Origin of the sequence: Novosphingobium sp. KACC 22771 (assembly GCF_028736195.1) — a bacterium.
Taxonomy (GTDB): domain Bacteria; phylum Pseudomonadota; class Alphaproteobacteria; order Sphingomonadales; family Sphingomonadaceae; genus Novosphingobium.
This window is the reverse complement of the sequence record NZ_CP117881.1, coordinates 125704-143110: the sequence shown is the minus strand read 5'-3', so window position 1 is coordinate 143110 and position 17407 is coordinate 125704. Positions and strand designations below refer to the sequence as shown.

At 63.2% G+C, this 17407-nt stretch carries 10 protein-coding genes; 7 read left to right on the top strand and 3 right to left on the bottom strand.

All coding sequences use genetic code 11. The features are described from left to right. Nucleotides 1–3: 3 nt before the first annotated feature. The 4 genes from PQ467_RS00640 (at nucleotide 4) to gltX (ending at nucleotide 8221) form a co-directional block, all read left to right on the top strand. A complete protein-coding gene (locus tag PQ467_RS00640) occupies nucleotides 4–213 on the top strand; it encodes a hypothetical protein (RefSeq protein WP_274174655.1) in 210 nt (69 codons plus the stop codon). Nucleotides 214–238: 25 nt separating this feature from the next. Then, nucleotides 239–4516 (top strand): DNA-directed RNA polymerase subunit beta', encoded by a 4278-nt coding sequence (gene rpoC, locus PQ467_RS00635; RefSeq protein ID WP_274174654.1) that lies wholly within the window; start codon nucleotides 239–241, stop codon nucleotides 4514–4516. Between the two features lie 417 nt (nucleotides 4517–4933). Then, a complete protein-coding gene (locus PQ467_RS00630; RefSeq protein WP_274174653.1) occupies nucleotides 4934–6595 on the top strand; it encodes an NAD+ synthase in 1662 nt (553 codons plus the stop codon). A gap of 297 nt (nucleotides 6596–6892) precedes the next feature. Continuing rightward, entirely contained in the window at nucleotides 6893–8221 is a 1329-nt protein-coding gene (gene gltX, locus PQ467_RS00625; RefSeq protein WP_274174652.1) for a glutamate--tRNA ligase, read from the top strand. Nucleotides 8222–8490: 269 nt separating this feature from the next. On the opposite strand, the gene PQ467_RS00620 is transcribed toward gltX, so the two are convergent. Beyond that, the gene (locus PQ467_RS00620; protein ID WP_274174651.1) at nucleotides 8491–11244 is read right to left on the bottom strand and encodes a [protein-PII] uridylyltransferase; all 2754 of its coding nucleotides are present in this window, start codon (nucleotides 11242–11244) and stop codon (nucleotides 8491–8493) included. Between the two features lie 197 nt (nucleotides 11245–11441). Between PQ467_RS00620 and lgt the strand changes: the two genes are divergently transcribed. The 3 genes from lgt (at nucleotide 11442) to PQ467_RS00605 (ending at nucleotide 14209) form a co-directional block, all read left to right on the top strand. Then, entirely contained in the window at nucleotides 11442–12362 is a 921-nt protein-coding gene (gene lgt / locus PQ467_RS00615) for a prolipoprotein diacylglyceryl transferase (RefSeq protein WP_274174650.1), read from the top strand. Then, the gene (locus PQ467_RS00610) at nucleotides 12355–13407 is read left to right on the top strand and encodes a class I SAM-dependent methyltransferase (RefSeq protein ID WP_274174649.1); all 1053 of its coding nucleotides are present in this window, start codon (nucleotides 12355–12357) and stop codon (nucleotides 13405–13407) included. Before lgt ends, PQ467_RS00610 begins: the two co-directional genes overlap by 8 nt. A gap of 106 nt (nucleotides 13408–13513) precedes the next feature. Further along, on the top strand, nucleotides 13514–14209 hold the full coding sequence (locus PQ467_RS00605; RefSeq protein WP_274174648.1) for a hypothetical protein: 696 nt from the start codon (nucleotides 13514–13516) through the stop codon (nucleotides 14207–14209). A gap of 264 nt (nucleotides 14210–14473) precedes the next feature. Here the strand turns inward: PQ467_RS00605 and PQ467_RS00600 are convergent, their stop codons facing one another. Together PQ467_RS00600 and gyrB are read right to left on the bottom strand one after the other, a co-directional pair. After that, on the bottom strand, nucleotides 14474–14794 hold the full coding sequence (locus tag PQ467_RS00600; protein ID WP_337995102.1) for a hypothetical protein: 321 nt from the start codon (nucleotides 14792–14794) through the stop codon (nucleotides 14474–14476). Further along, nucleotides 14787–17348, bottom strand: a complete 2562-nt coding sequence (gene gyrB / locus PQ467_RS00595) for a DNA topoisomerase (ATP-hydrolyzing) subunit B (RefSeq protein WP_274174647.1) — start codon at nucleotides 17346–17348, stop codon at nucleotides 14787–14789. Before gyrB ends, PQ467_RS00600 begins: the two co-directional genes overlap by 8 nt. Between the last annotated feature and the right edge of the window lie 59 nt (nucleotides 17349–17407).

The window sequence follows — 17407 nt, the reverse complement described above, 5'->3', positions numbered from 1 at the left end:
CCCATGCCTCGGTGGCGAATGTTCGATGCCCTGCATACGGTGGTGTTGGTGTTCGTTTCACTTGAGGCATGGGATCGCATTCAAGCCGCTGTTGAGCATCATGGGTGGCAATTGAGCCATGAGATGATCGTCGGATTGGCTTGGGGCATACCTGCTGCGGCACTCTTCGTATGGGGCGGTGGCAAGTGGACCCGCCCTGTACGCCAGAACTGAATTTCACCCCTAGAGGGACGAAAATATGAACGACCTGACCAAGTTTACCAACCAGATGGCGAAGACCGAGACCTTCGATCAGATCCAGATCGGTCTCGCTTCCCCCGAGCGCATTCGCAGCTGGTCCTTTGGCGAGATCAAGAAGCCCGAGACGATCAACTATCGCACGTTCAAGCCCGAGCGTGACGGCCTGTTTTGTGCGCGCATCTTTGGCCCCGTGAAGGACTATGAGTGCCTTTGCGGTAAGTACAAGCGCATGAAGTACAAGGGCGTCGTCTGCGAAAAGTGCGGCGTCGAAGTGACCGTGACCAAGGTGCGCCGCGAGCGCATGGGCCATATCGAACTGGCCGCCCCGGTTGCGCACATCTGGTTCCTCAAGTCGCTGCCTTCGCGCATCGGCCTGCTGCTGGACATGCAGTTGAAGCAGCTGGAGCGCATCCTGTACTTCGAAAGCTATGTGGTGATCGAGCCGGGCCTGACCCCGCTTGAAAAGTACCAGTTGCTGACCGAAGACGAACTGCTCGACTATCAGGACGAGTATGGCGAAGACGCATTCAGCGCCGGGATCGGCGCCGAGGCGGTCAAGCACATGCTGATGAGCCTCGACATGGTTCAGGAGAAGGAAGACCTTCTCAAGGAACTGGCCGAGACGAAGTCGGAGCTGAAGCCCAAGAAGATCATCAAGCGCCTGAAGGTTGTCGAATCCTTCATCGATTCGGGCAACCGTCCCGAATGGATGATCCTCGACGTTGTGCCCGTGATCCCCCCAGATCTGCGCCCGCTGGTGCCGCTGGACGGTGGCCGCTTTGCCACCTCGGACTTGAACGACCTCTATCGTCGCGTCATCAACCGTAACAACCGTCTGAAGCGTCTGATCGAACTGCGCGCGCCCGACATCATCGTGCGCAACGAAAAGCGCATGTTGCAGGAAGCCGTTGACGCCCTGTTCGACAACGGCCGCCGCGGCCGCGTCATCACGGGTGCCAACAAGCGTCCCTTGAAGTCGCTGTCCGACATGCTTAAGGGCAAGCAGGGCCGCTTCCGTCAGAACCTGCTGGGTAAGCGCGTCGACTATTCGGGCCGTTCGGTCATCGTGACGGGTCCCGAACTCAAGCTGCATCAGTGCGGCCTGCCCAAGAAGATGGCGCTCGAACTGTTCAAGCCGTTCATCTACGCGCGTCTGGATGCCAAGGGTCTGTCGATGACCCTGAAGCAGGCCAAGAAGTGGGTGGAAAAGGAGCGCAAGGAAGTCTGGGACATCCTGGACGAAGTGATCCGCGAACACCCCGTCATGCTCAACCGTGCGCCCACGCTGCACCGTCTGGGCATTCAGGCGTTTGAACCCGTGCTGATCGAGGGCAAGGCGATCCAGCTTCACCCGCTGGTCTGCTCGGCCTTCAACGCCGACTTTGACGGTGACCAGATGGCCGTTCACGTTCCGCTGAGCCTTGAGGCCCAGCTGGAAGCGCGCGTGCTGATGATGTCGACCAACAACATCCTCAGCCCCGCCAACGGCAAGCCGATCATCGTGCCTTCGCAGGACATGGTGCTGGGCATCTATTACCTCTCGATGGACCGCGCAGGCGAGCCGGGCGAGGGCATGCTGCTGGCCGACATGGCCGAAGTGCATCAGGCGCTGGAGGCCAAGGCCGTCACGCTGCACTCCAAGGTCATCGCCCGCGTTCCGCAGACCGACGAAAACGGCAAGACCTACCTGAAGCGTTTCGAAACGACTCCGGGCCGCATGCTGATCGGTGAATGCCTGCCCAAGAGCCACAAGGTGCCCTTCGACGTCGTCAACCGTCTGCTGACCAAGAAGGACGTGGGCGACGTGATCGACGAGGTCTATCGTCACACCGGCCAGAAGGACACGGTGCTGTTTGCCGACGCCATCATGAGCCTTGGCTTCCGCCACGCGTTCAAGGCGGGCATCTCCTTCGGCAAGGATGACATGATCATCCCGGATTCGAAGGATGCGCTGGTGGCCGAGACCAAGGAACTGGTGGCCGACTATGAGCAGCAGTATCAGGACGGTCTGATCACGCAGCAGGAAAAGTACAACAAGGTCATCGACGCTTGGAGCCGTTGCGGCGACCAGGTGGCCGCGGCCATGATGGAAGAGCTGAAGTCCAGCCCCGTGGATGCGGAAACCGGCCGTCAAAAGCCGATCAACGCGATCTACATGATGAGCCACTCTGGCGCGCGTGGTTCGCCAACCCAGATGAAGCAGCTGGCCGGTATGCGCGGTCTGATGGCCAAGCCGTCGGGCGAGATCATCGAAACGCCGATCATCTCGAACTTCAAGGAAGGTCTGACCGTTCTTGAATACTTCAACTCGACCCACGGCGCTCGTAAGGGTCTGGCCGATACCGCGCTCAAGACGGCGAACTCGGGTTACCTGACCCGCCGTCTGGTCGACGTTTCGCAGGACTGCGTGGTCATCATCAATGACTGCGGCACCGAACGCGCTCTGGAAATGCGCGCGATCGTTCAGGGCGGCAGCACCATTGCCTCGCTGGGCGAGCGCATTCTGGGCCGTACGCTGGCCGATGACATCCTTGCCAAGGATGGCTCGGTCATCGTTGCCAAGGGCACGCTGCTGGACGAACCGGCGGTGGCGCTGATCGAATCGCATGGCATCCAGTCGGCACGCATCCGCTCGCCGCTGGTCTGCGAGGCGACCCAGGGCGTTTGCGGCACCTGCTATGGCCGCGACCTTGCACGCGGTACGCCGGTCAACATCGGTGAAGCGGTCGGCGTTATCGCTGCCCAGTCGATCGGTGAACCCGGCACGCAGCTGACCATGCGTACGTTCCACATCGGTGGCGCGGCGCAGGTGAACGAACAGTCGAACCTGGAAGCGCTGTGCGACGGTCACGTCGAATATCGCGACATCCCGACCATCGTGGACAAGCGCGGGCGTCTGCTCTCGCTGGCCCGCAATGGCGAAATCGCGCTGATCGACACCGATGGCCGCGAGCGCGCCATGCACCGTGTGCCTTACGGTACGCATCTGCTCCACAAGAGCGGCGCGAGCGTGAAGCAGGGCGAACGTCTGGCCGAATGGGATCCGTTCACCACGCCGATCATCACCGAAAAGTCGGGCAGCGTGAAGTATCAGGACCTGATCGACGGCCGCACGTTGACCGAGCAGGTGGACGAAGCAACGGGTATGACCCAGCGCATCATCACCGAAAACCGCTCGACCAGCCGTGGCAAGAAGGAGGACCTGCGTCCCCGTCTGACCCTGCTGGACGAAGGTTCGGGCGAGGCGGCACGCTATATGCTGGCGCCGGGCACGACGCTTTCGGTCGAGGATGGCCAGTTCGTGGAATCGGGCGACGTTATCGCCCGTGCCTCGCGCGAAGCCGCCAAGACCCGCGACATCACCGGTGGTCTGCCGCGCGTTGCTGAACTGTTCGAAGCGCGCATTCCCAAGGACAATGCGGTGATCGCCAAGATCGCCGGCCGCATTGAATTTGTCCGCGATTACAAGGCGAAGCGCAAGATCGCCATTGTGCCGCAGGAAGGCGAGCCCGTCGAATACCTGATCCCCAAGAGCAAGGTGATCGACGTTCAGGAAGGCGACTGGGTCAAGAAGGGCGATAACCTGATCTCGGGCTCGCCCAACCCGCATGACATTCTGGAAGTGATGGGGATCGAGGCTCTGGCCGAATATCTCGTCGCGGAAATTCAGGAAGTCTATCGCTTGCAGGGCGTGAAGATCAACGACAAGCACATCGAGGTGATCGTTCGCCAGATGCTGCAAAAGGTTGAAATCACGTTTGGTGGCGACACCACGCTGCTGCCGGGCGAGCAGGTCGATCTGGAAGAAATGCTGGAAACCAACGGCAAGCTGACCGAAGGCCAGCGTCCCGCCGAAGGCAAGCCGGTGCTGCTGGGCATCACCAAGGCTTCGCTCCAGACGCGTTCGTTCATCTCGGCCGCGTCCTTCCAGGAAACCACCCGCGTGCTCACGCAGGCGGCGGTCGAAGGCAAGAAGGACAGCCTGATCGGTCTGAAGGAAAACGTCATCGTGGGTCGTCTCATCCCCGCCGGTACCGGCGCGGGCATGAACCGTATCCGCGTGGCCGCCTCCAGCCGCGATGCTGCGCTGCGCGCCTCGTATCGCAAGCTGCAGGAGCACCTGATCGCTCCGGCAACCGCGGCCGAAGAGCATGCAGCCGAGCTGGCTCAGGGGCCTGAGGCCGCTGGTCTGGTCGATCCGCTGGCGCCGATGGAAGGGGAAACCCACGGCCTCGACGCCGATGCCGGTGATTACCTGAACAAGGGCGAGGAATAATCCTCTCGCCTTTGCCGGGCTGAAAACACAGAAAGACCCCCCTGGAGCGATCCGGCGGGGTTTTTTGTTTGGGGGAGGGCTAGGGTTTTGCCTCCGGCGGGTTAAGGGCGGGGGCCCTTAACAATCCCGATAATGGGGTTGCGCTCGGGTTCGCGACGCGAGGTTATAGGCTGTCGTTTTCAAGCCTGCGGCGCGACGAACTCACGCTAAAGGCGCCGCAGGCTTTATTATCCAAACGCCGCCATCACGCGCAACGCCGCGTTCAAAACGCCACGAAGACAGTAATGGGATTGCAAAGGGTCGAGACCCTTTGCCCGCCGGAGGCATCCATCACCCCGCCCTCAACCCGCCGGAGGCATCAAACAAAACCCTCTTGCACCCTTCCCATTCGCGCCAACCGCTCCTAAACCTGCCCCCATGCCCGATACGTTGAAAATCACCCTCGCCCAGTTGAACCAGTCCGTTGGCGATTTGGCCGGCAATGCCGCAGGCATGCTGGCCGCGCGCGACCGTGCGAAAGAGGCGGGGGCGGATCTGATCGCTTTCCCGGAATTGCAGTTGGTCGGCTATCCGCCCGAGGATCTGGTGCTCAAACCCAGCCTGGTCGAGCGCGCCACGGCCGAGTTGCAGAAGATGGCCGAAACTACTGCGGCAGGCGGCCCGGCGATGCTGGTGGGCAGCGTGTTCGTGGCCGATGGGGCGCTGCATAATGGCGTGGCCTTGCTGGACCAGGGCAAGGTGGCGGCGATCCGTTTCAAGCACGAGCTGCCCAATTACGGCACGTTTGACGAGATGCGGCTGTTCCAGCCCGGCCCTTTGCCCGAGCCGATCATCTTTCGCGGCACCATGATTGGCGTGCCGATTTGCGAGGATATCTGGCACCCCAATGTCTGCCGTCATCTGGCCGATTTCGGGGCGGAGATCTTCCTGTGCCCCAATGGCAGCCCCTATGAGATCGACAAGGACACGCTGCGCATCGACGGCGTGGCCAAGCGTCGCGCCTCGGCGGCGGGGGTGCCGCTGGCCTATCTCAACCGCGTGGGCGGACAGGACGAACTGGTGTTCGACGGGGCCAGTTTCGTGGTCAACGGCGATGGCAGCCTTGCGGTTCAGATGAAGGACTGGGAGGAGCAGGAGGTTCTGGCCCGCTGGACGAAGACCGCAAAGGGATGGCGCTGCGACCGGGGCGAGATCGAGCCGCAGGCCGAGCATCCCGAGGATATCTATTGCGCGATGGTGCTGGCGCTGCGCGATTATGTGAACCGCAACCGGTTTCCGGGCGTGGTGCTGGGCCTGTCGGGCGGCATCGATTCGGCGCTCTGCGCGGCGATTGCGGTCGATGCTTTGGGCGCGGACCGGGTGTGGTGCGTGATGCTGCCCAGCCGCTATACCAGCACCGAGAGCCTGGTGGACGCCACCCAATGCGCGCATATGCTGGGCGTGAAATATGATACGGTGCCGATCGTCCCGGCGGTCAAGGCGTTTGACGAGATGCTGAGCAGCCCCTTTGCGGGCCGCGCGCCGGATCTGACCGAGGAGAATATCCAGAGCCGCATCCGGGGCGTAACGCTGATGGCGCTGTCGAACAAGTTCGGCCCAATGCTGGTCACCACCGGCAACAAGAGCGAGATGAGCGTGGGTTACGCCACGATCTATGGCGACATGAACGGTGGCTATAACCCGCTGAAAGACGCCTATAAAATGACGGTGTTTGCGCTGTCGAAATGGCGCAACAAGCATCGTCCGCGCATCGCCCTTGGTCCCGATGGACCGGTGATGCCCGACAATATCATCTCCAAGCCGCCCAGCGCCGAATTGCGCCCGGACCAGAAGGATTCGGACTCGCTGCCGCCCTATGACGTGCTGGACGCGATCCTGCTCGGTCTGGTCGAGCATGAAAAATCGGTCGAGCAACTGGTGAGCGAGGGCTTTGACCGGGCCACCGTCAGCCGGATCGAGCGCCTGCTCCATCTGGCCGAGTACAAGCGGCGGCAGGCGCCTCCGGGGGTCAAGCTGGGGTCGCGCAATTTCGGGCGGGATCGGCGTTATCCCATTACGCAGGCGTTTCGGACGGCTTGATTTTTAGTTTCGGATGCCTCCGGCGGGCAAAGGGCGGGGGCCCTTTGCAATCCCGTTAATAGGGTTGTGGCAGGTCTGCTGCGACGCTTTATTGGGCATGGGTTTATAAAGCCTGCGGCGCGGCAAACTTGCGCCAAAAGCGCCGCAGGCCTTCAAATTCCACCATTGCGCCCGACAGTCCAGGCAGAATTCATAACGCCACGCCGACATTAACGGGATTGCAAAGGGCCCCCGCCCTTTGCCCGCCGGAGGCATCTCTCTCTTTCCTCCCCCCCCTATCCCGATTATAGCCCCCCCATGACCACAATCACCCGCTTCGCCCCCAGCCCCACCGGTATGCTCCACATCGGCAATATCCGCACCGCGCTGCATAACTGGATGCTGGCACAAAGGAGCGGGGGCAAGTTTCTGCTGCGCATTGATGACACCGATGCCGCGCGCAGCCGCGAGGATTATGTGGATGGCATTCGCGCCGATCTGGCCTGGCTGGGGCTGAATTACGAGGGCGAGGAGCGGCAGTCGGCGCGCTTTGCCCTGTATGAGCGCGAATTTGCCAAGCTGGTTGAGGGCGGGCGGGTCTATCGCTGCTATGAAACGGCGCAGGAGCTTGATCTTAAGCGCAAGGTGCTGCTTTCGCGTGGCCTTCCGCCGATTTACGACCGTGGCGCACTGGCTCTGACCGAGGCGGACCATGAGGCCAAAGCGGCAGCGGGCGAAGCGCCCCACTGGCGTTTCCTGCTGGACCGCGACGAGGCGATCACGTGGGAAGACGGCGTGCGCGGCCCGCAGCATTTCGACCCCGCCACCATGTCCGATCCGGTCATCCGCCGCGCCGATGGGTCTTGGCTCTACATGCTGCCCTCGGTGATCGACGATATCGACATGGGCGTGACGCAGATCCTGCGCGGCGAGGACCACGTGTCGAACACCGCCACGCAGGTGCAGATGTTCACCGCCCTTGGCGCGCCGGTGCCCGCCTTTGCCCATAGCGCGCTGCTGACCGGGACCGAGGGCAAGCTTTCCAAGCGCTTGGGGTCGCTGGGCGTGGCCGAATTGCGCGAATCCGGTATCGAGCCGGAAGCCATCATCAGCCTGCTGGCCCGTCTTGGCACGAGCGATCCGGTCGATGCCGCGCTCTCGGTCGAGGAATTGTGCGCAGCCTTTGACCTCTCGCGCTTTGGCCGCGCGCCCGCCCGCTTTGACGAGGCCGAACTGGCCCGACTCAACGCCCAGATCATCCACCGCATGCCCTATGCCCGCGTGGCCGACCGCCTGCCGGAGGGTATGGGCGAGGAAGCATGGGAAGCGATCCGCCCCAACCTCAACACCGTGGTCGAAGCCGCCGATTGGTGGGCTGTGATCAAGGGGCCGATCAACGCGCCGGAGCAGGATGATGAGGCCCGCGCGTTCCTGTCTCAGGCGGCCGGGGTGGCGGCCACGCTCGACTGGGCCGATGCGCCATGGGCCGCGCTGACCGGGGCGTTGAAGGAGGCCACCGGGCGCAAGGGTAAGGCGCTGTTCCTGCCGCTGCGTCTGGCCATCACCGGCATGGAGCATGGGCCGGATATGGGGGCGCTCTTGCCTTTGATCGGGCGGGATGAGGTGGTGGCGCGGTTGAAGGGGTAATTTCGGGAAGGTTTTTGCCTCCGGCGGGCAAAGGGACTCGTCCCTTTGCAATCCCGTTAATGGGGTTTTGCGTTAGATGGCTGCGCCGTAGGCAATCATATTAAAGCCTGCGGCGCGGCAAACGCATCGCCAAAAGCGCCGCAGGCTCTGAAATTCCACCATCGCGCCCTGAACCCAAGGCCGAACCTCTGGCACCACGCCGACAGTATCGGGATTGTTAAGGGCCCCCGCCCTTAACCCGCCGGAGGCATCACCTTAAGCAAAACGCCTTAAGCCACCACCTCGGCCACCTCTTCACTTGCCGCCTCCAGCAAGCGCTTTTCGACCGACTTCTGTCGACTGCCGCCATCGACCTTTCCGCCGAACAGGTCGGTGACATAGAAGGTGTCCACCGCGCGTTCGCCATAGGTGGCGACATGGGCGGAATGGACGATCAGGCGGGATTCGAAGAGCGCGCGCGCCAGTCGGTTGAGCAGCGCGGGCCGGTCGCGGGCCGAGATTTCGACCACGGTGAAGCGGTTCGAGGCGTCATTGTCGAATTCGACGCGGGGGCGCACTTCAAAGGCTTCCTGACGCGGGCGGGGCAGGGGCCGGGCCACCAGTTGCGGCAAGAGCTTGACCCGGTTGGCCAGCGCGTCGCCGATGGCTTTTTGCAGCCGCTCCAGTTGCGAGCTTTCCGAAAACGGGCGGCCCAGCGGGTCCTGCACCAGGAAATTGTCGACCGCCGTGCCGCTGCGCGTGGTGTGGATGCGCGCGTCGATAATGTTGCCGCCAGCCAGATGGATGCCGCCCGCGATGCGATAGAACAGGCCGGGGTGGTCCGAGGCGATGACCATGACCAGCGTGGCCGCGCGGGTTTCGTCATAGCTGGTGGTGATGGTCAGGGGCGCGCCCTTGGCCTCGTGCAACTGCACAAGATTGCTGGCGATCACATCCTCGGGTTCGGCGATCCAGTAGGCATCGGTGAACTGCTTGCCATAGCGCGCGACCAGCGAGCCTTGCTCGCCCATGCGTTCGGTTACCGCCTTTTGCTTGGCCGCGATGCGTTCGGCGCGGTGGCGTTCGACATGGCCAAGGCGCAGGCGCTCCTCGGCGCTGGAAAACAGCTCGGTCAGGAGCTGGCGCTTCCACCCGTTCCACACGCCCGGCCCCACCGCGCGGATGTCCACAATGGTCAGCAGCGTCAATTGCCGCAGCCGTTCGAGCGATTGCACCACGGCGACGAAATCGGTGATGGTTTTCCAGTCGGCCAGATCGCGCTTCATCGCGGTCGCGCTCATCAACAGATGTTGGCGCACCAGCCAACTCACCAGTTCGGTCTCCTCGCTGGTCATGCCCAGACGCGGGCACAGGCGCAGCGCGATTTCCGCGCCCAGCACGGAGTGGTCGCCCCCGCGCCCCTTGGCGATGTCATGCATCAGCACGCTGGCATAGAGCGCGCGGCGGTGATGCACCTTGCCGATAATCCCGGTGGCCAGCGGGTGATCTTCGGCCAGTTCGCCCTTCTCGATGCGGGCCAGCAGGCCGATGGCGCGGATCGTATGTTCATCCACCGTATAATGGTGATACATATCGAACTGCATCTGGGCATTCACGCGCCCGAAGTCGGGGATGAAGCGGCCAAACACACCCGCCTCGTTCAGCCAGCGCAGCACCGTTTCGGGATCATGGCGGCTGGTCAGCAATTCCATGAACAGCTCATTGGCGCGCGGGTTCTTGCGCACCTCGGCGTCGATCATTTTTGCGTCGCGGGCGATCTGGCGCATGGTTTCGGGGTGGATCTCGAAACTTTCCGCATCCGCAATCGTGAAGATTTCGAGCAGCCGCACCGGATCGGCCTCGAACCAGTCGTCCGACGGCGCGGCGATGCGGCCATGGGAAACTTTGTATCCCTTGACCGTGCGCGTGCGCCCGCGCAGCGAGGCGAGGAAGCCCTTGCGCTTCTTCTTCTCGGTCTGCTCCTCCAATTGTGCCAGAAACACGCCGGTCAGGCTGCCGACCTGTTTGGCCTGAAGGAAGAAGTACTGCATGAAGCGTTCGACCGCGCTCTTTCCGGGCCGGTCGGCAAAGGCCATGCGCTGGGCCACCTGTCGTTGCAGGTCGAAGGTCAGCCGGTCCTCGGCGCGGTTGGTGATCGTGTGGAGATGGCAGCGCACCGCCCAGAAAAAGCTCTCGGCGCGGCGGAAGGCGCGGTATTCGTCCTGCGTCAGCAATCCCACATCGACCAGTTCGGCGGGGCTGCGCACCTTGTGCAGATATTTGCCGATCCAATAGAGCGTGTGCAGATCGCGCAGCCCCCCCTTGCCCTCTTTCACATTGGGTTCAACCACATAGCGGCTGTCGCCCAGTCTCTTGTGCCGCTCATTGCGCTCGGCCAGTTTTTCGGTGACGAAATTGCGCTCGCTGCCCTCGACCACCTCGGCGAAAAACCGGCGGCGCGATTCGTCGAACAGCGCCTGATCGCCCCAGACATAGCGCCCTTCGAGCAGGGCGGTGCAGATCGTGATGTCCGATTTGGCCATGCGGACCGTATCGTCAAGGCTGCGGCTGGAATGGCCGACCTTCAGCCCCAGATCCCACAGGAAATAGAGCATGGCCTCGATCACCTGCTCGCACCAGTGGGTCTGCTTGGAGGGCGTGATGAAGGCCACATCGACATCGGAATGGGGCGCCATTTCGCCCCGGCCATAGCCGCCCACGGCCATGATCGTCAGCCGCTCGCCCGTGCTGCGGTTGACCGCCGGATAGACGTCGGAAATCACATGATCGTGGATGACGCGCAGCAACTGGTCGGTCAGGAAAGCCTGCGCCTCGGCGCAATCATGGCCCGCGCCGGGGCGCTCCATCAACCGGCGGTTGATTTCCTCGCGCCCGTCGGCCAGCGCCCGTCGCAACAGTTCGACGATCGACTGGCGCGCCACATTGGCCTTGTTGCCCGCCGCATCCATCGCATCGGCAATGGCGATGGTCAAAGCGCGGCGGTCGATCACCGCGCGTTGGTTGGGAATGCGAATGGCGTTCATCGGGGGCTTTCAACTGGAGGCTGGCGGGCCAAGTCTAAACATCTCTACTTAAGCGACACTTATCACTCTACCCCGTGGAGCCATCGCCGCGCCAGAGGTTTGACGCAGAAAAAGGTGACTTCTGTCACCGGCTTGTTGTATCGCGCGGCTCATTAGGAAAAAATGGGCTTTTGCCCCAGCCACGGATCCCTTTTCCCATGTTGAGCGACCTTGTTCATGCCTCGCTGCCATTAGCCGATTTCCTGTCCGCCGGGGCCAGTGCGGTGAAGCAGCCGATCTTCTGGGCCGATCTGGGGCTGAAAAAGGGCATCAGCCTGGGCTTCTTCACCCTGCGCTTCTATTCGCTGGCCTATCTGGCGGGCATTGTCTTCGGCTATTGGCACATGACGCGGATGATCCGCCAACCGGGCAGCCCGCTGGCGCAGCGCCATGTCGATGACCTGTTCTTCTGGTGCACGCTGGGCATCATTCTTGGCGGGCGTCTGGGCTATGCCACATTCTACGACCACACGCTCTATACCGAGCCTTTGAAGATGCTGCGCCTGTGGGAGGGCGGCATGAGCTTTCATGGCGGGCTGATCGGCGTGCTGGTGGCGGTCTGGGGCGTGTGCCGGGCGGGCGGCCTGTCGTTTATTCGGGTGATGGATTATGTCGCGCCCTGCGCGCCGGTGGGTCTGTTTTTCGGGCGCATTGCCAATTTCATCAATGGCGAATTGTGGGGCCGGGTGGCCGGGCCGGACGTGCCCTGGGCGATGGTCTTTCCCGACGAGGCGGCCGGCAATTTCGCCCGCCATCCCAGCCAGCTTTACGAGGCGGGGCTTGAGGGAATGGTGCTGGGGGCGGTGCTGTTCGCGCTGTTCTGGCGGACGCGGGCGCGCTGGCGGCCGGGGATGCTGATGGGCACCTTCTCGCTGGGCTATGGTCTGGCGCGCTTCATTGTCGAATTTTTCCGCGAGCCCGATCAGCAATTGCAGGAATTTGCCGCCCGCACGCATATGTCGATGGGGCAATGGCTGACCGTGCCGATGATCCTCCTGGGCCTGTTCCTGATCGTCCGTTCGTTGACGCGGCCGATGCTGGGGGCGCGGGTGCCGGTGCGGTCGGGCGCCGATGGCTGATCTGTCGGAGAGTCTGCGCCGCCTGATCGCGATGCAGGGGCCGATCCCGCTCGCGCTCTATATGGCGCAGGCCAATGCCCATTATTATTCCACCCGCGATCCGCTGGGCGCGGGCGGCGATTTCATCACCGCGCCCGAAATCAGCCAGATGTTTGGCGAGATGGTGGGCGTGTGGATTACGGATGTTTGGCGCCGGGCCGGATCCCCCGCGCGCGTAATCTATGCCGAGCCGGGGCCGGGACGCGGCACGCTGGCGCGCGATGCCTTGCGTGTGGCCTCGCGGTTTGGCCTGATGCCGGAGGTGCATTTCATCGAAGGCTCGCCCGCCTTGCGCCGGATGCAGGCGGAGGCCTTTCCGCAGGCGGTGTGGCATGAGGACCTCTCGACCCTGCCGGAGGACGCGCCGATCCTCCTCGTGGCCAATGAATTTCTTGATGCCTTGCCGGTGCGCCAATTGGCCAAAACGCCGCAAGGCTGGCGCGAGCGGATGGTCGGGCTGGATGGGGATCGCTTTGTACCCGTGGCGGGCGGATTGCCGATGGACCATGCTGTGCCCGCCCCGTGGCGCGAGGCCGAGGCGGGGGCGATCGTTGAAACCTGCCCCGCCGCCGCTGCGGTGATGGGCGAAATCGGCGCCAGGCTGGTCGCGCAAGGCGGCGCGGCGCTGATCATCGACTATGGCTATGCGCCAAGGCAGATGGGCTCGACCTTTCAGGCCCTGCGCGCCCATGCCCATGTCGATCCGTTTGAGGCGCCCGGCGAGGCGGATCTGACCTGTCTGGTCGATTTCGTCACCGCCGCGCAGGTGGCGCAGGCGCAAGGCGCGCGCGTGATGGGCATCGCCGGGCAGGGCGGGTGGCTGATGGCGCTGGGCATGGCCGAGCGCGCCGCGGCATTGGCCAAGGTTGCGCCCGATGAGACCCAAGCGGCCTATCACCGGCTGACCGCGCCCGATCAAATGGGCGTCTTGTTCAAGGTGCTGGGGCTGGCCGGGCGCGAATGGCCCGATGGGGCCGGATTTGCACCCCCTGCGCCGGTTTCGTAAATCTGGGATACAGCTTTCTCCAAGCATAGAAACAGCGCCCCGACCCGAATCCTGCTCCGAAAGTCCGACCATCGCCGCCCTGCCTTCCTTTGCCCAGCAATCGCGGTTGCGCAGTCGTGCGACGGCTATTGGCCTGTCGGCGGCGATCATGGCGCTGTTCATCGCCGCCCTGCTCAGCCTTGGACTGGCCGGGGCGAACAAGCAGCCGGGGGAACCGCGTCTGGTGTCGATCCAGATGGACGATGGCAAGCAGCAAGCCCAAGCCAAGGCGCAGCAGCAGGTATCATCGCCCAAAGTGGCCAAAATGGCCGAACCGCCCAAGACCCCGGTGCCCGCTCCGCCCGAGCCGACGCCCACCACGCCCCCGCCGCCCAACTATATCAAGTTGAGCCACGATGACTTTGCGGCATCGGACATCGGCGCCATCGGCCGCCGCAGCGAAGCCGTGGCCGCCGCCAATGCCGCCGCCGCCCGCGCCGCCGCCACCGGGCCGGGCGAAGGGCCCAAGGGCGTCCACCTCTATGCCGCGCAATGGTATCGCGAACCAAGCGATGCTGAGCTGCGCCCCTTCCTCTCCGGGGCCAACGCGCCGCCCGGAGCCTGGGCCACCATCGCCTGTCAGACCATCGACCATTTCCATGTCGAGAATTGTCAGGAGCTTGACGAATATCCGCTCGGCTCCGGCCTTGCACGCGGGTTGCGCAGGGCCTCGTGGCAGTTCCTTGTCTGGCCGCCGCGCATCGATGGCAAGCCGCAGGTTGGAACTTGGGTGCGGATACGGTTTGATTTCACCAAGGGGTGAGGTTTGCGGAGGGGCCTATGCCTCCGGCGGGCAAAGGGCGGGGGCCCTTTGCAATCCCGTTAATGGGTGGCGCGATGAGGGCAGGGGAGTGGGTTTGTTTATAAAGCCTGCGGCGCCATGTTGCGCTGATCGGCGCCGCAGGCTTTCCATTTCAATCCTTGCGTCCGACACTTGAGGTCGGACCCGTAACGCAACGAAGACAGTATGGGGATTGCAAAGGGTCGAGACCCTTTGCCCGCCGGAGGCAAACCCCCAAAACCCCGATCAATTCGTCTCCCGCTTCAACCTCTCGGCCAAAGCTTCCAACTCGGCCGGCTCCAGCAGCCATGTCCGCGTGATGCGCCCGGCGCGATGCACCGGCGCGGTCAGCAGCAGGCGGGCGTTTTGGCGCGCATGGGGTTTGTAGAGCGTGAAATGCACCACGCATTCACGCACATGGGCGATCACCGGCACGCGGCCTTCGAGGTCGATCATCGTCGCGGGTTGCTCCCACGGGATATTGTCGACGGTGGCGCGGTTGCTTTCGCTGGGCATATAGGCCTCCGCGTGGGTAAAGTCGGGTTTGGGGTTTTCTGCGTCAGACATCGAGATTGGCCACGTTCAAAGCGTTTTCCTGAATGAATTCGCGGCGCGGCTCGACGATATCGCCCATCAGGCGGGTGAAGATTTCGTCGGTCACGTCGGCGTCCTCGACCTTGACCTGCAGCAGGGCGCGGTTGTTGGGGTCGAGGGTGGTTTCCCAGAGCTGTTCCGCGTTCATCTCGCCAAGGCCTTTGTAGCGCTGGATCGAGAGGCCCTTTCGCCCGGTGGCCAGCACCGCTTCGAGCAATTGCGAGGGGCGGGTGATCGAGCCGTCCAGATCGACCGGGCGGGCAGCGACGGGGGCGTCCTCGCCCTCGGTTTCCTCGACCGTCGGTTCGGGTTCGGCGGTCACGGCGGTGGAGCGGCTGAACTTGGCCGGCGTGGCGTAAACCTCGGCCTGTTCCGCGGCCAGACGGGCCAGTTTGCGCGCCTCGGCGCTGATCAGGAAGGCGGCCTCGATCTTGTGATAGTCGGTGACGCCGCGCCAGTGGCGCAGGAATTCGACATGGCCCGCCTCGGTCAGCATCGCTTCCCACTTGGCCTCGCGGTCGGCGCGGCCCAGCCATGCGGCGGCCTTGTCGAGCGCCGCCTTGCGGTCCTCGGGGCTGAGCCCATGTTCGAGCGAGCCGGCCAGCGCCATCGCCTCGATCACGGCGGGGTTATAGCGGCGGGGCACAAAGGCCATCAGATTGCGCAGGCGCAGCGCATGATCGACCAGATCCTCCAGATCGCGGCCCGAGCGCGCGCCCGTGCCGGTTTCCAGCATCCGCCCGGACAGGCCCGCCTCGACCAGATAGCGGTCGAGCGCGGCATTGTCCTTGAGGTAAACCTCGGACCGCCCCTTGGCGACCTTATACAAAGGCGGCTGGGCGATGAAGAGATGGCCCGCGCGGATGATGTCGGGCATCTGGCGGTGGAAGAAGGTCAGCAGCAGCGTGCGGATATGCGCGCCGTCGACGTCGGCGTCGGTCATGATGACGATCTTGTGATAGCGCAGCTTTTCCAGATTGAATTCATCACGGATGCCGGTGCCCATCGCCTGAATGAGGGTGCCGACTTCCTTGGACGAAATGATCCGGTCAAAGCGCGCGCGTTCGACGTTCAGGATCTTGCCCTTCAAAGGCAGGATCGCCTGATAATGGCGGTCGCGGCCCTGCTTGGCCGATCCGCCTGCCGAGTCACCTTCGACCAGGAAGAGTTCGCACTTGGACGGATCGCGTTCCTGACAATCGGCCAGCTTGCCGGGCAGGCTGGCGATGTCCATCACCCCCTTGCGGCGGGTCAGTTCGCGGGCGCGCTTGGCGGCCTCACGCGCGGCGGCGGCATCGATCACCTTCTGGATGATCGACTTGGCATGGGCCGGGTTTTCCTCCAGCCACTGCGTCATCTTGTCGGCCATCAGCGCTTCCAAAGGCTGACGCACTTCGGAGGAAACCAGCTTGTCCTTGGTCTGGGACGAGAACTTGGGATCGGGCAGCTTGACCGAAACGATGGCGGTCAGGCCCTCGCGCATATCCTCACCCGAAAGCGAGACCTTTTCCTTCTTCAGCATCCCCGAACGCTCGGCATAATTGTTGAGCGTGCGCGTCAGCGCGGCGCGGAAGGCGGCAAGGTGCGTGCCGCCGTCGCGCTGGGGGATATTGTTGGTGAAGCACAGGACGTTTTCGTAATAGGAATCGTTCCACTGCAACGCCACGTCGATGCCGATCCCGTCCTTGTCCGCCGTGATGGCGATGGGTTCGGGGATCAGCGCCATCTTGTTGCGATCCAGATAGCGCACGAAAGCCGCGATGCCGCCTTCGTAATAGAGGTCGTGTTCCTTCACCTCCTCGCCGCGCAGATCGCGCAGCAGGATGCGCACGCCAGAGTTCAGGAAAGCGAGCTCGCGGTAGCGATGCTCCAGCTTGTCAAAGTCATAGACCGTGACGTTCTTGAACGTCTCGTCAGAGGCGAGGAAGGTCACACGCGTGCCGTTCTTCTTCTGGCCCTTGCGGGTGCCGGATTCATAGATCGGCGCATCACCTTTGACGATCAGCGGATTTTCCGCGTCGCCATGGCGGAAGCGCATCCAATGCTCCATCCCCTCGCGCCAGATGGTCAGTTCGAGCCATTCCGACAGCGCATTGACCACCGAAACGCCCACGCCGTGCAGGCCGCCCGACACCTTGTAGGCGTTGTCGTCGCTGGTGTTCTCGAACTTGCCGCCCGCGTGGAGCTGGGTCATGATGACCTCGGCCGCCGAAACGCCTTCTTCCGGGTGCAGCCCGGTGGGGATGCCGCGCCCGTTATCTTCGACCGAAACCGAACCGTCCGGGTTCAGCTCGATCAGCACCAGATCGCAATGCCCGGCCAGCGCCTCGTCGATGGCATTGTCGGAAACTTCGAACACCATGTGGTGCAGGCCCGACCCATCATCGGTGTCGCCGATATACATGCCGGGGCGCTTGCGCACCGCGTCCAGTCCCTTGAGGACCTTGATCGAGTCTGCGCCATAGGCGTTGGTGTTGGGCTGCTGCCCGGTGCTCGGCTGACTGTTGTTCGAATTTTCGGTGCTCATAAACGGCCTATAGGCATTTTGGCGCAGGACCGAAAGGCGCTTTCGCCCCTTCCTTCCAC